The 12,148-nt window shown below is 63.1% G+C and carries 16 protein-coding genes; 5 read left to right on the top strand and 11 right to left on the bottom strand.

All coding sequences use genetic code 11. The features are described 5' to 3' along the window. Positions 1-189: 189 nt before the first annotated feature. Positions 190-1,032, top strand: coding sequence for a hypothetical protein (locus GA0061099_RS16690; protein WP_141697618.1), 843 nt, complete (start codon positions 190-192; stop codon positions 1,030-1,032). A 334-nt stretch (positions 1,033-1,366) separates the two neighbouring features. After that, entirely contained in the window at positions 1,367-1,882 is a 516-nt protein-coding gene (locus tag GA0061099_RS16685) for a ParB N-terminal domain-containing protein (RefSeq protein WP_036022862.1), read from the top strand. A 190-nt stretch (positions 1,883-2,072) separates the two neighbouring features. Here the strand turns inward: GA0061099_RS16685 and GA0061099_RS16680 are convergent, their stop codons facing one another. Continuing rightward, the gene (locus tag GA0061099_RS16680; RefSeq protein WP_025575662.1) at positions 2,073-2,339 is read right to left on the bottom strand and encodes a DUF2312 domain-containing protein; all 267 of its coding nucleotides are present in this window, start codon (positions 2,337-2,339) and stop codon (positions 2,073-2,075) included. Positions 2,340-2,383: 44 nt separating this feature from the next. Here GA0061099_RS16680 and GA0061099_RS16675 point away from each other — a divergent pair, with 44 nt between their 5' ends. Further along, positions 2,384-3,181 carry a phasin family protein gene (locus GA0061099_RS16675; RefSeq protein WP_244620983.1) on the top strand — a complete coding sequence of 266 codons (798 nt, stop codon included), beginning with the start codon at positions 2,384-2,386 and terminating at the stop codon, positions 3,179-3,181. A 190-nt stretch (positions 3,182-3,371) separates the two neighbouring features. Here the strand turns inward: GA0061099_RS16675 and GA0061099_RS16670 are convergent, their stop codons facing one another. After that, positions 3,372-3,674, bottom strand: coding sequence for a hypothetical protein (locus GA0061099_RS16670; RefSeq protein ID WP_074447945.1), 303 nt, complete (start codon positions 3,672-3,674; stop codon positions 3,372-3,374). Positions 3,675-3,972: 298 nt separating this feature from the next. Here GA0061099_RS16670 and GA0061099_RS16665 point away from each other — a divergent pair, with 298 nt between their 5' ends. After that, positions 3,973-4,986, top strand: coding sequence for a hypothetical protein (locus GA0061099_RS16665; RefSeq protein ID WP_225146713.1), 1,014 nt, complete (start codon positions 3,973-3,975; stop codon positions 4,984-4,986). Between the two features lie 179 nt (positions 4,987-5,165). Here GA0061099_RS16665 and GA0061099_RS16660 read toward each other — a convergent pair whose 3' ends face one another. The 7 genes from GA0061099_RS16660 to GA0061099_RS16630 form a co-directional block, all read right to left on the bottom strand. After that, positions 5,166-5,669, bottom strand: coding sequence for a hypothetical protein (locus tag GA0061099_RS16660; RefSeq protein WP_036022860.1), 504 nt, complete (start codon positions 5,667-5,669; stop codon positions 5,166-5,168). Positions 5,670-5,957: 288 nt separating this feature from the next. Next, positions 5,958-6,998 carry an acyl-CoA desaturase gene (locus tag GA0061099_RS16655; protein ID WP_081492888.1) on the bottom strand — a complete coding sequence of 347 codons (1,041 nt, stop codon included), beginning with the start codon at positions 6,996-6,998 and terminating at the stop codon, positions 5,958-5,960. A 221-nt stretch (positions 6,999-7,219) separates the two neighbouring features. Beyond that, positions 7,220-7,501: a hypothetical protein gene (locus tag GA0061099_RS16650; protein ID WP_036022858.1), complete on the bottom strand. Its 282-nt coding sequence runs from the start codon at positions 7,499-7,501 to the stop codon at positions 7,220-7,222. Between the two features lie 260 nt (positions 7,502-7,761). After that, entirely contained in the window at positions 7,762-8,409 is a 648-nt protein-coding gene (locus GA0061099_RS16645) for a hypothetical protein (RefSeq protein WP_036022857.1), read from the bottom strand. Between the two features lie 98 nt (positions 8,410-8,507). After that, the gene (locus GA0061099_RS16640; protein ID WP_036022856.1) at positions 8,508-8,912 is read right to left on the bottom strand and encodes a VOC family protein; all 405 of its coding nucleotides are present in this window, start codon (positions 8,910-8,912) and stop codon (positions 8,508-8,510) included. Between the two features lie 236 nt (positions 8,913-9,148). Beyond that, a complete protein-coding gene (locus GA0061099_RS16635) occupies positions 9,149-9,508 on the bottom strand; it encodes a c-type cytochrome (protein ID WP_036022855.1) in 360 nt (119 codons plus the stop codon). A gap of 93 nt (positions 9,509-9,601) precedes the next feature. Then, entirely contained in the window at positions 9,602-10,054 is a 453-nt protein-coding gene (locus tag GA0061099_RS16630) for a pyridoxamine 5'-phosphate oxidase family protein (protein ID WP_036022854.1), read from the bottom strand. A 232-nt stretch (positions 10,055-10,286) separates the two neighbouring features. Between GA0061099_RS16630 and GA0061099_RS16625 the strand changes: the two genes are divergently transcribed. Continuing rightward, on the top strand, positions 10,287-10,637 hold the full coding sequence (locus tag GA0061099_RS16625; RefSeq protein ID WP_036022853.1) for a zinc ribbon domain-containing protein YjdM: 351 nt from the start codon (positions 10,287-10,289) through the stop codon (positions 10,635-10,637). A 6-nt stretch (positions 10,638-10,643) separates the two neighbouring features. Here the strand turns inward: GA0061099_RS16625 and GA0061099_RS16620 are convergent, their stop codons facing one another. Together GA0061099_RS16620 and GA0061099_RS16615 are read right to left on the bottom strand one after the other, a co-directional pair. Next, on the bottom strand, positions 10,644-11,558 hold the full coding sequence (locus GA0061099_RS16620; RefSeq protein ID WP_036022852.1) for a DMT family transporter: 915 nt from the start codon (positions 11,556-11,558) through the stop codon (positions 10,644-10,646). 85 nt (positions 11,559-11,643) lie between these two features. After that, the gene (locus GA0061099_RS16615; RefSeq protein ID WP_225146710.1) at positions 11,644-12,129 is read right to left on the bottom strand and encodes a nuclear transport factor 2 family protein; all 486 of its coding nucleotides are present in this window, start codon (positions 12,127-12,129) and stop codon (positions 11,644-11,646) included. Positions 12,130-12,148: the final 19 nt, after the last annotated feature.

The raw sequence follows: 12,148 nt of genomic DNA, 5'->3' as shown, positions 1-12,148 counted from the left end.
GTCCTGGACAACCAGAAGGGCGGCCGAAAGGCCGCCCTTTGATACATTTCCCACTGAAGCGCCACCGAATTGTTGATTGAGGCGTAAGCAACTTCAAATTTGGCTTATGAGCGTCAAGACTCCTACTTAGGGTTTGCCGGGATTGTGTCCCGGCTTCTTGTTATGAGGCTTCCAGTGGCGGCAGATAACATGGAAAAGCTCAGAGAAATTTATGTCTTCGTTGCCTTTCTAGTGGGAGTCGGCTGTCTCCTGCTGGCAGCGTTCCAAGCTTGGTCAGGCAACATGAAGTCCGCGGCTGGTTTGGGAACGGCTTTTGTGGTGTGCGGGATCTTCCTATTCTGGTCGCAGATAAAGACGTTCAAAGTCTGGGAGGTTCAAGTCGAGCTTCGTGAGACGTTGGATAGAGCCGAAGAAATTATCGGAAGGGTGCGAAAGCTCGCAGCGATAAGCGCCCGTGCCAGCTATTTGACGATCGCATGGGGCAACCGCTTGGGCACACCCGCCGCCGCGGAAAAGCAGGCCGTACTTGACGACATCGATGACCAGCTTGCTGAGCTGAAGGTTACGCCGGACGAGCGGGCGGCCATCATTCGCCCTTGGCTGAAGATGATTAAAGCAGATTTCTTTTTCCTCTATGCGAGGGTCGTTCGCGGAATCGCCGCCATCAAAAACAAGGAGCTCGTCGCCGCGGCTCACGCGACAAATAGCCAAGAAGCCAACGAGGCGGCAATGGCTCATTCCAACTTGATAACGCCGTGGTCAAAGAAGACCAACGCCGACTTCAAGGCCATGGACCGGTTGGAGAACAAGAGTTTGGCGGAAGTCATCGACGAATGGATGCCCGAGAAGGGAGGGTGGTTGTCGGATAAAGAACTTGCGGCGGTGGCCGCATTTAAGGCTGAGCTTCTTAAACAGGCCGCAGATAGCGAGAAGAAGGGCGGCTACACTCGCGACGCCGCGAACTACTTCGACGCTTTGTCGAAACTAGAGACCGAAAAGTCTCAAGAGATTTGGAATGCATCCAAGAAGTAAGGGCATCGCGAGTTTCTAGAGCTGCTGAACGATGTTGGAAGCATTGAAATACCAACAGTTTCGAGCGGTTCTTGCATCGGGAGCCGCCGTCGTCGGTCACAGATCAAACGCTGTCGTTCTTTGCATGCTCGTATGAAATGGCCTTTCGCGAACTGGCAATTACAGTGACAGTGCACTAACTGGTTCGCTGTCGCCGGAGCGGCCTCTTCGGCTAACTTTCGCATGCGCCCCTAATTAAATGCACGAATTGCCTTTGCCATCGAGCCCTTCCCTCCTAAACTCCCACGCCCACCGTCATCGGTTCCGACGGGCCCGGTAGAAGCGGAGTGAAGTTATGCCCAAACCGGAAAGCTTCCCGATCGAGAAGATCTTCGTTCCCACCAAGCAGAAGAAAGCCATCAAGCCCGAAACCGTCGGGGAGATCGCGGAAAGCATGCTGGAGATCGGACAACAGACCCCCATCTCCGTTCGGCTCGACGGAGACCGCCTGGTTCTGGTCGAGGGATTGCATCGGTTAGAGGCCAGCAAGGCGCTCGGCGAGACGACCATTCTCGGTGTCCTTGTTACGGCCGAGCTTGCTCAACACAAGCCGCTGCTCTCCGAGCGACCCGAAGTCGAGGCGGAACGCATCAAGATGGCGCGATTGAAACAGTTGCGCCTGGAGAAGGAAGCGGCGGAGGCATCGATGGCGACGTTGAGAAGCGTCAGCGCCACGCAAGCACCGCGCGGCAATTCGGCGAAAGGCGTCCGCGACGTTCCGAAGGCATCGCCGGGCCGGATGGCGAAATCCAAACCGAAATCATTGTCGGACTGGATCACGCAGCAGAAGGGCAGCGGCGGTCGCTATTGATGACCGACGCCGTCGTTCCGGGGCGCGCCCTTGGGCGCGAGCCCGGAATCCATCGGGCGGCATGACAGGTGGCGCGATGGATTCCGGGTTCGCGCTTCGCGCGCCCCGGAATGACAGTGCTTTACTTAGGGCTGTTGCCACCGCATGACGGCCGCAATCCCAGGGATCGCGGCCATCTCTACCTCATCGATCACGCCGCCTTCGCCTGCTCCGGCGAGGCCGTCTCCATCGCGCGCATGTAGAGGTCGAGCAGGCTTTCGCGCTCGTCGCGCTCGTTCTTGTCTTCCTTGCGCAGCTTGATGATCTCCTTGAGGATCTTCACGTCGAAACCCTCGCCCTTGGCTTCCGCGAAGACTTCCTTCTTCTGTTCGCTCAACTCCTGCATCTCGCTGTCGAGGTTCTCGATCCGCTCGACGAAGGAACGGATCTTGCCGCCGGGAATGGTGATGTCGGACATGGTGCCTCCTCGCTGACTGAGGTCGTGAAAATGCCCGCAAAGAAATGACCAATGTGTTAACCGAGTTGCCGCACCCCATGCCATCGCGCCGCAGCGATACCCGGGACAGGCGGCCACCCCGCAGCTATCTGGATCGACGACTTCTTGCCGGATGCATCGAAGATGCAGCGGCAAAATCTCACCACATGGCCGCCACGCAAGCGACAGCCCACAATCGCGATTTCAGCGCAAACGCGACGGAGGCTCGCGGCTTCATCGATATTCAGGAGCCATTTGCAATGTTGAGTGCGGTGGACAACAAGCCAAGGGGCAAATCCGGCCGGCGTGGCGGCAAGAAGAAGGCGGGACAACGCGCCGGGGGCGGCGAGCAACGCGTAAGTGCAGGGCATCAATTGCCGGATGCCTCGGCGGAGAACAGGCAAGAGACCGAGCAAAAGACCGATCAAGAGCCGAGCCGACACATCAGTGCGCAGATACCTTCGGCTGCGGCCTTGCCGGACGAGGCTTCCGGGATGGAGCTAGCTGCAAGCCCGCCCGTCGCACCGGTCGAACCCTTCCAGGCCAGCACGCAGGCGATTGCCGACGCCTATAGCGACTACATCAGGACGTCGCTTGAGCAAGCCTGGAGCTTCCTGGGAAAGCTCGCGATGGCGCGTTCACCCGTCGAGGCCTTTGAGCTTCAGATGGCGTACGCGAAACAGGCGTGCGACTCGTTTGTCGCCGAAACCCAGAAGATCGCCGAGTTGCATGAACAATTGACCAGAGAAAGGGTCATGCATCTTGAGGGGTTCGTGGCCAGGCTCACCCAGACCACGCTCGAAATCCGCACGATACGTCACTGACGACGGGTGCACATTGCGGCGCCGCGGGACGTAAGGTGGGTTAGCTGGCGGTTGCGCGAAGCGCGGTCCGCCGGCGTAACCCACCACCTCTCCGCGCGCCGAGATGAATGAGGTGGGTTATGCTACGCGACCTGCGCTTTGCGCCGTCGCGGAGCTAACCCACCCTAGGCGCCTGAGGACCGCCTGAAGTTCAGTATCCTGACTTCGTGCCGGTGGTCGACCCGGTGCCCGCGCCTGTGGTTTGACCTGTGGTTTGCCCTGTAGTCCGTCCTGGAGCGTAGCTCGACGCGCCGGGGCTGGTTCTCTTCGAGGACTTCGCGTGCTGCTTCTTCTTGTGTCCCGGAGCGTAGCTGGAAGCGCCCGGCTCGCCCTTCTTGGAACCCATTTGCTGCATCTCATGACCCGGCGTCTTGCTCGATACGCCCTGAGCAAACACGGCTGGGGCTGTAGCCATGACAACGGCAGCCGAAAGCACGATGATCATTGCTTTCATGTTGTCCTCCTCTGACAAACCCCTCAAAGGAAACGGAATGGACTAGCGCCCGTTCCCGTCAGCGAACGCTCATGGCGCCGCGGGGCTGGACGCCCCTGGGATCGCTTCGATCCGCTCGACTACCCTACGAAATGCGCTTTGCGCAGTCGCGGCGACAACCCATCCTACGCGCTCACGCCGCCCGCTCCCTCGCCCGTCATAATTTCTCCTTTGCACACGCGTTGTGTCTGATAGCAGCGAGACCTATCCTTGATCGGACTGCCTCCCATTGACGCCCGACCGGATGGAGAGCGCATCGATGCCTGACACGAACGACCCCAAGCCTGATACCGGCAAGACCGATAACGCCAAGCCTGATACCGCCAAGCCTGATGCGTCCAAGCCGGACGAGGCGCGCGCCGAGGGTGGGCTGGCGCGGGCCTACGACCGGATCAAGAGCGCAGAGGAAGACCTCGCGCGGCTGGACCGGCTGGTTTCCGGAATGGAACGGAGCAGCGAAGCCCCGCGGACCTTCCACGCAAGCGCCGCCGCGACGGCAGCCGCCACATCCACAAGCAAGGCGGCGGCGCCTGATGCCAAGTCTCTAAACACCAAGCCACGCAATCAGGGCCTGAGGGGAGACAGGGCCATGATGCGCGCTTTGGCCATTCTCGTGATGGCGATCGGCCTTCTCGGCGCCGCCGTCGCATCGCAATACAGCGACGAGGCGACATCGATCGGCAAGTCCATCATGGCGCGATGGGCTCCACCCGCGAGCGCGCCCCCGCAAGCGTCCGCGGCGGAAAGTCCGGCGCAGCCGGCAACGGTGCTGCTGGCGGCCGCGGATGAGCCGAGCCCGGTGCCTGCGCCGCCGGGGCCCAAGGACACCGAAAGCGCCCCGAAGCCTGCCGCCACGGCGGCCGAGCCGTCATCGTCCGAGCTCGCGCAATCGCTCAATGCCATCACGAGCGAGCTTGCGAACATCAACGGCAAGCTCGAGCAGTTGAAGAGCCGCAGCGAGCAGACCCTGCGCGACCAGGCCGCCACCATCGAGCAGCTCAAGGCCGCGCAGGAGAAGGACGCGGCGGACAATGCGCGCCTCGCCGCGCAGGTCCAGGCGTTGCAAACGCAACTGAGCGCGTCATCGGCGTCATCCGCCTCTGCACCTGCGAAGCCCGTCGCGCGCAGCGTGGTCAACAATGACACGGCTGCGCGTGCCCGGGCGCACCTACCAGACGCCGCGCCACGGCGGACGAGGCCGCCGCCGCGAGGCGGCTGGATGCCGCCGCGCTATATGGCCGACCCTTATTATTACGGCGATCCCGATTGGTGAGCCCGTTTCGAAGGCGCGATTGGATTTGAAGTGCGTAGGGTGGGTTAGCCTGCCGCGGCGCGAAGCGCAGTCCGCTGGCGTAACCCGCCTCTTTGATTTCCGCGGAGGCAGAGGTGGTGGGTTACGCTGCGCGAACTGCGCCTTGCGCAGTCGCGCAGCTAACCCACCCTACGCTCCCCTCAGCGTATCTCGCTCATCGTCACCTTGGCCGCGATCCCCGTCAGCTCGGGCTCTTGCGGCGCAAGCTCCTCATCGGAAGGGCCGACCGAGACTTCAGCCATTCTGCGTTTGACCTGTTCGCAGGTCTTGCGAACGTCTTCGGTGAACAGCGCGCATTCTTCGATACGCTTGAAGATCTTGCGTCCCTCTTCGCGATAGCCTGCCGCCGTTTCTCGCATGAAGGCGATCGCATCATGAACCTGGGCCGTCAGCGCCTCGCATTTTTGCGCGGCGTCGATCAACTCGGTGCCCATGGCCTCGATCTCTTTTGCAGCGGACTCATAGTCGCGAATGACCGCTTCTGCACTGAGCGCACCGACGCGCGACACGCCCGCGGTGTGCTCCACGTAATCAGGCAGATTAACTGAAGTAATGGAGTTTCCCGACCGGATCGAAGTGATGTCCGCTTCGAGTTGGACCAAGTTCACTCCGTCCCGTCTGTGCAATTGTTCGACACTTGCCATGACTGTCCTCCCAATACGCGCTGAAAACCCCAAGCAGCATTGGGTTTATTACGGGGATAAATGCCGTTCTACCTCTATGTATTCTTGACAGTCTCCACTTTGCCACTTTTACCCAATCGCCAACTCTGCACGCAGAGACGGCGAGCCATCAAACTTCAATTTTTCCGTGCACCTGTTCGAACGCGCGAACCTGACGACGAGTTCGACCGGCACTGTCGCCAACCTCAACGTCCGGCGAACCGCCTGCGCAGCGGAAATCCGCATCGCGCCCGCCATTGGCGGGCACGATTATGTTCCGGGGGCGCGAAGGTCGTCGCCCTCGAAGGCATTCCCGACGGCGGCTGGCGCAGGCTCGCCCAGCCCTGCATCCGCCGCACGTTGGCGGCCGGCACCGCCCGCCGCGAAAATATCATGCACCAGCCCGAGCTTCCCCAATCCCAGAATGATCAATCCGTTGATGTCCACCTCGTACCAAGCGTGCGAGATGTAGGCATCGCGCGGAAAGCGGTGATGGTTGTTGTGCAGCCCTTCGCCAAAGGTGAGCAGCGTGGTCACCAGCTCGTTCGTCGTGCCGTCATGGGTCTCGAAGCGGCGGTAGCCCCAGCGGCCATCGCTGTGGCAGACCGAGTTCACCAGCGAGGTCGCCATCGTCATCAGGTAGCTGCGGAACAGGCCGGCGAACAGGATGCAGCCGATCATCGTGCGCACGCCGCCGAAGGAGTAGCCGATGGCGCCCGGAATGATCAGCGCCGAGAGCGCGTACCAGTACCAGCGCGTCCTGGTGAAGAACATCGCGATCGGGTCGGCCAGGATGTCCTTGGCGTAGTAGCTGGCATCGGTGGTCTCGCGGTCCCACACCCAGCCGCCTTGCGCATGCGTCATGCCCTTGGCGAAGCTGGTATAGGGATTGCCGCCGCCGTCGTAATAGGGGCTGTGCACGTCGCCGGGCCGGTCGGAGTGCAGATGGTGCCGCCGATGGTTGCTCACCCATTTCAGGATCGAGCCCTGCACCGCCATGGTCGCGAGCGCGGCGAAGATCGTCCGCATCACCGGACCGCAGCGGAAGCTGCGGTGCACGAAGTAGCGATGCATGAAGCCGATGCCGATCGTGGACATGATGAACGTGCCGGCGAAGACCGAAACCTCGACCCAGCCGATGCCTTGCCAGAAGGCCCAGACCAGCGCCGCGACCGAGCCGCCGACCATGATGGCGAACGAGATGTAGGAATCGCGAAACTTGGCCTCGACCACCGGACCTTCGGTCAGCACGCCCGGCGGCATCTTCGGCTCCGAAAGCTGCTCGGACGCCACGCTCTCAACCACGCTCATTTCAGCCGATCCATTTACGCCTATGCATTTTTCTGCAGTGCAGCGTACAACCCCTGGTTATCAGAGGCAAGGACCGGAGCGGCCGTAGGAGCACGGGCGGCGCAGCCCCGCCCCCTTTCGCTTCTCTGCCGAATGGAAAGTGGAGACCATGACGAGCAGATGCACGTCCTGCATCTGTCAGCGTACGCTCATGCGCCGATCAGTTTGGCGTCCGTCGGCCTTCACCACCAATACGGCCAGCGCCATCCCTCATAGCGCACGTAGGACGGCACCAAGGGCGGGCCGTAGGGATCGACCCGGTCGTGCTCGGGGCGATAGCGATAGCGTGGCACGATGTTGTAGTCCCACGGCGTCGGCCTCAGCACCGGCGCCGTGACGATGAGCCGCTCCTGCGGCGCGCGAACGACGACGGCTCTCCGCGTCCGGGCTTCGGCGTCCGAGATTGCAAGGCTGCTCAGAACCAGGGCGGTTCCGAGCGCGCAGGCGGCAGTCATCTTGGTCATGCGTTAGTCTCCTTCGCTTAAAGAGTGCAAAAGGATGCCAGCCGAGGCAAGCAAATTTCGCGCGAGGTGCGGACATAAGCGCTGTGAGCTTTGGCGCTCCGACCTCTCCCCGTCATTGCGAGGAGCACTTGCGACGAAGCAATCCAGAGTCCTTCCGCGGAGGGAGCCTGGATTGCTTCGCACCGCTCGCAATGACGGCGAGTATGACGCAAGAGTGGTCTGGATGAGCAGCAGAAGTCCCGGACGTCGGCACCTGCTCCTCACTCGCGCGCGCGGCGCAGCGCCTGATCCAGCTTGTGCCTCTGCTTGTCCCAGCGCTCCTGCTCCGCTTCGGCGCGCGCCTCGAGCGCGGCCCGCTCGGCTTCGATCGCCCCGGCCTTCGCTTCGTGCTCGCGTGTTGCCTTGTCGAGCGCTGCTTCCGCCGCGGCAACCGCCTTGTCGCGCCGCGCACGCTCCTTGGCGCGAGCGGCCTCCTCCTTGGCACGCGCTGCCTCGCGGCGTCGCTCCTCCTTCTCGAATGCCGCGGCGGCCTTGCGCGCGGCCGCATCGTCGATCTCGCGGGATGCATTCCGGGCCGTCTTGGCGGGACGCGTCTTTGACGTCGCCTTGCTCCTGGACCTGGTCTTGCTCTTAGTCTTGCTCTTGCTCTCGCCCTCGCCGAGATCGGTCGGCAGCTCCGCGCTCTCGGTGAACGGGCCGTCCGAGCCGACCGGGCGCCTCAGCACCACGCCCGGCTTCGCCATGGTTGCAGCGACGACATCAGGGTCGTCGGTCTCCCTGGCGACACCCTGATGGAACAGATTGGAGCTGGCGCCCCAGGCAGCAAGCGCCGCCTTCATCGAGGGCGCGGCGATCGCCTGATCGTAGAAGCCGAGCGAGGTCTGGTACGTCTTCAGCTTCTTTGGCATGTCGCTCCGATGTCGGCGCAGCTTTCCGCAGGCGATCGTAGCCCGGATGGAGCAAAGCGCAATCCGGGTGGCGCTCAGCACGCTCGGCCCGGATTAGGCTACGCACCTTCAAGCAACGCGTCATACCCTTGCGCGCTGAACGCCAACAGACAAAAACCGTGCCCGAACGGATCGGCCAGCATCGCGATCCGCCCATACGGCGCATCGCTCGCCGGCACCTCCAGAATCGCACCCGCAGCGAGCGCACGCGCGACAGCTACGTCGACATCGTCGACGACGACGTCGATATGCACCGGCGTCCAGTGCCGTTCATAGCGGCGGCGGTCGCCGCCGGCGCCGATGGTGCCGACCTGCTTGGTCAAGAGATACACCGGTGCGGGCCAGCCGTTGAGCTCGACGAAGTCGGCGCCGAAACGGCGGCCGACCGAGAGGCCAAAGGCTTCGGTGTAGAACGTCGTGGCTTTCGCCACGTCGGGAACATCGATGTTGAGGAGGAAGCTCATGAGCGGCTCGTCGCAAGTTGAGGCGCGAGCGTAGCCCGGACGGAGCGCAAGCGTAATCCGGGATGGTGCCGCACCCGACGCCCCCGACCGCGTTCCACGATGGCATCATGCCATTGTTTTGCCCGACGGGTCAAATCCTGTTCGATTTTGCCGAAATCGGGAAAAACCCCGAGCAATTCCATGGGGATGGCTACTGTGCATGGGGTTGTTTTCGCAACACTTGCTTGAGCCGGCCCTCAATTGCGCTTCAGGCTCAGGATATAGGCCGATAGCACCTCGGCCTGCTCCGGCGAGATCACGAGATTCGGCATGGTCTGGTGACTGGTCCGCCAGAACACCTTGAGCGAGAGCGCGGTGGTGCCCTTGCGGTCGGCGATGGATTGGAAGCTCGGTGCCTCGTCGAAGAAGCCGGCCATGTGCGGCTCGATCGCGTGACACGACTGGCACCACGCCTGCGCCAGGCGATGACCTGCGGCGACCGCGCGCGAGCCGGGCCTCGGCGCCCCGGCGGCGGTGTGAACGACGCTGAAGAGAAACAGCACCGACAGCGCGATCAGGACGGCGATGCCGATGGAGATTCGAACATTGTGCGACATCGCCCGACCTCACGGCATTGAATCGTGGAGCAGCTTAGATGTGCACCACGACGCCAGCTTGATCTGCGTCAAGCCAGCTCGCAGCTCGCGTCCTCAGCACGTGACGAGATCGGTGTGGCCGAATCCCTTGGAATAATCGAGCAGCGAGATCACCGTCGGCGTGAGACGGATCAGCCGCACCTCGGATGGCTTCGGCATGGGGAGGCCGATGGCCTTCTGCTCGGGATAGCGCGCCATCAGAAGCGCGATCGCCTTCTCGGCCTCGGCTGGATCGGTCACGGCCACCGCCCGCGCCGCCATGGACAGGCCGGTGATCTCCATCACTTGCGCGGGATCGTCATCGATCGTCAGCGACACACGCTCGTCCCGCGAGATGTTCTGCGCCTTCTGGCTGTCGGGGCCGCAGAGAAAGTAGATGGTGAAACCTTCGTTGGCATAGCCGACGGTCGTCACTTGCGGCCAGCCATCGGCGCGAAGCGTCGCGATCCGCATCGTGCGGTGCTGGTCCAGCAAGGTCTGGATTTTTCGTCTGAGTGTGTCGTCCATCGCTGCCTCCGGCGGTCATTCCTGAAGACACGATACGATCCCCGCGCGCAGTGCCGTTGATGCAGCTCAACGCGCGCCGGCGATGTTGCCTCATTGAAAGCGTCGGCAAGCATCGCCCGGTGATATCGCACCGGCAGGCGCGGCCAGCCCGCGCTGCTCGCAGCTTTTGCTTGCTTTCCCGGTTCCCGCCTCTACGGTCGCGCCGCGAACGAACGCGCGAGACAAGACCGTCATGACCGACACGATGAAATGCCCGACCTGCAATTCCGAGCACGCCTATCAGGACCGCGATCTCTGGGTCTGCCCGGAGTGCGGCCATGAATGGAGCGGCGCGGCGGACGCGGCCACGGACACGGCGCAGGATGCGGGCGTGCGCGATGCCAACGGCAATGTGCTCGCCGACGGCGACAGCGTCATCGTGATCAAGGATCTCAAGATCAAGGGCTCGTCCTCGGTCGTCAAGGGCGGCACCAAGGTGCGCAATATCCGCCTGCAGGACGCCAGCGACGGCCACAACATCGCCTGCAAGATCGACGGCATCGGCGCGATGAATCTGAAGTCGGAGTTCGTGAAGAAGGCGTGAGGTCCGCTAGCTTTGCCGCTGCGCCAGGTAGAACCCGCACAGCACCGTCACGAGGCCTGCCGTCTGCAGCATCGTGGGCGGCTCGCCGAGCAGCAGCCAGCCGGTGAGCAGCGTCAGCGCGGGCACGCAGGCCGGAAACACCGCGGCGCGGGCGACGCCGAGACGCTGGACCGAGACGGCGTAGAGATAGAGCGCGGCGGGGCCGGCAAGCACGCCCTGCGCCAGCGCCTGGATCGCGTTCTCGGTCATGCCGATCGACGCAATGTGGGCGAGGCCCACCGTGGCGACGTAGACCGGCACCAGCAGCAGCGACAGCACGTTGATGACCAGCGCCGCCGGCACGGCCGAGACGCGCCAGCGGCGCAGCATCGCGCCGAACCCGGCGAACATGAATCCGGCAAGCACGAAGATGAGATCGCCCTGAATGCCGTCGGCACCGATGTGGCCGATCGATTCCGCACCGATCACGCCGAGGCCTCCGACGATGACGAGCGCGCCGGTCAGGCGCGAGGCGGAGATCCGCTCCTTCAGCACGACCGCCGCGAGCAGGAGGCCGCCGAGCGTGGCGCAAGAGGGCTGGATCACGCTGCCATGGCCGAGCGGGACGAACAGGAAGCCGATGTACGAGATCAGCGACATCACGGGACCACCGAGCACCATCAGCACGAGCCCCCTGCCCCAGCCGATGCCGCAGAGATCGGAGAGTCCGGCGCGCAACACCAGGGGCAGGAATGCGATCCCCGACCAGACATAGCGATGCACCAGCAGATCGACCGGCGTGAAGCCGGCCTTGAGGCCGTGCCGCGTGGCGGCAAAGCCGAGCGCCCAGAACAGCGCTGCGGCAAGCCCGCAGACCACGCCGAGCAGTGCCGGCGCGGTATCCTTCTTCTGAGCGTCGGCGCCGCTCGTCCGCTGATCCATGGATCACTCGATAAGTCGGCGCGCTGAGCCGCTCAACCCACGCGGCTGCAGGGCTGTCACGCGAGGGCGATGCCGACTACGCGTGTTACAGCCCCTCATCGAAGACCATCCGCCATCCCTTGCGCGTATCCATGTATTCCCGCACTTGCCTGATCCGGTCGCCCACCACCTCGAACACGAAGCAATACTCGTTCTCGTACGGCTTGCCGCCGGGCAGCGTGGCGCGCATCCGCTCCTCCACGATCACGACATCGCCGTCGACATACACGCCGCGGAACGTGATATCGATGCTCGAAAACAGCCTGTGCATTTCCTTGGCGATGAAGCGGGCGATCTGGTGCGCTCCCACCATGTGATCGGTATGATCGAGCGCGACGGCGGTGGCATTTCCCTTCGGCGCGATCCATTCGGCGTCGTCGGTGAAGAGTGCTGCGATGCGCTCGGGATCGCGTGACGAAAAGGTCTTCCAGGCGTTCAGTACGACGTCTCTCGGGCTGGTCACGATGGGGTCTCCGGCCGTGTTGCGATCAGAACCGCCTTCTAGGCCGCGGTGCGAGCCGCGGCTCGCCACAATCAGACTCGGTCATCCG

It is taken from the genome of Bradyrhizobium yuanmingense (assembly GCF_900094575.1).
Classification (GTDB): domain Bacteria; phylum Pseudomonadota; class Alphaproteobacteria; order Rhizobiales; family Xanthobacteraceae; genus Bradyrhizobium; species Bradyrhizobium yuanmingense.
This window is presented reverse-complemented; position numbering and strand designations above follow the sequence as displayed.

Bases quoted from the DNA above. Each gene is read 5' to 3' on its own strand.
- GA0061099_RS16660 (WP_036022860.1), bottom strand. From the start codon at position 5,669: ATGGCAAGTGTCGAACAATTGCACAGACGGGACGGAGTGAACTTGGTC.
- GA0061099_RS16635 (WP_036022855.1), bottom strand. From the start codon at position 9,508: ATGTCGCACAATGTTCGAATCTCCATCGGCATCGCCGTCCTGATCGCG.
- GA0061099_RS16675 (WP_244620983.1), top strand. From the start codon at position 2,384: ATGACCAATGTGTTAACCGAGTTGCCGCACCCCATGCCATCGCGCCGC.
- GA0061099_RS16625 (WP_036022853.1), top strand. From the start codon at position 10,287: ATGACCGACACGATGAAATGCCCGACCTGCAATTCCGAGCACGCCTAT.
- GA0061099_RS16685 (WP_036022862.1), top strand. From the start codon at position 1,367: ATGCCCAAACCGGAAAGCTTCCCGATCGAGAAGATCTTCGTTCCCACC.
- GA0061099_RS16620 (WP_036022852.1), bottom strand. From the start codon at position 11,558: ATGGATCAGCGGACGAGCGGCGCCGACGCTCAGAAGAAGGATACCGCG.
- GA0061099_RS16670 (WP_074447945.1), bottom strand. From the start codon at position 3,674: ATGAAAGCAATGATCATCGTGCTTTCGGCTGCCGTTGTCATGGCTACA.
- GA0061099_RS16690 (WP_141697618.1), top strand. From the start codon at position 190: ATGGAAAAGCTCAGAGAAATTTATGTCTTCGTTGCCTTTCTAGTGGGA.
- GA0061099_RS16655 (WP_081492888.1), bottom strand. From the start codon at position 6,998: ATGAGCGTGGTTGAGAGCGTGGCGTCCGAGCAGCTTTCGGAGCCGAAG.
- GA0061099_RS16650 (WP_036022858.1), bottom strand. From the start codon at position 7,501: ATGACCAAGATGACTGCCGCCTGCGCGCTCGGAACCGCCCTGGTTCTG.
- GA0061099_RS16665 (WP_225146713.1), top strand. From the start codon at position 3,973: ATGCCTGACACGAACGACCCCAAGCCTGATACCGGCAAGACCGATAAC.
- GA0061099_RS16640 (WP_036022856.1), bottom strand. From the start codon at position 8,912: ATGAGCTTCCTCCTCAACATCGATGTTCCCGACGTGGCGAAAGCCACG.
- GA0061099_RS16630 (WP_036022854.1), bottom strand. From the start codon at position 10,054: ATGGACGACACACTCAGACGAAAAATCCAGACCTTGCTGGACCAGCAC.
- GA0061099_RS16680 (WP_025575662.1), bottom strand. From the start codon at position 2,339: ATGTCCGACATCACCATTCCCGGCGGCAAGATCCGTTCCTTCGTCGAG.
- GA0061099_RS16645 (WP_036022857.1), bottom strand. From the start codon at position 8,409: ATGCCAAAGAAGCTGAAGACGTACCAGACCTCGCTCGGCTTCTACGAT.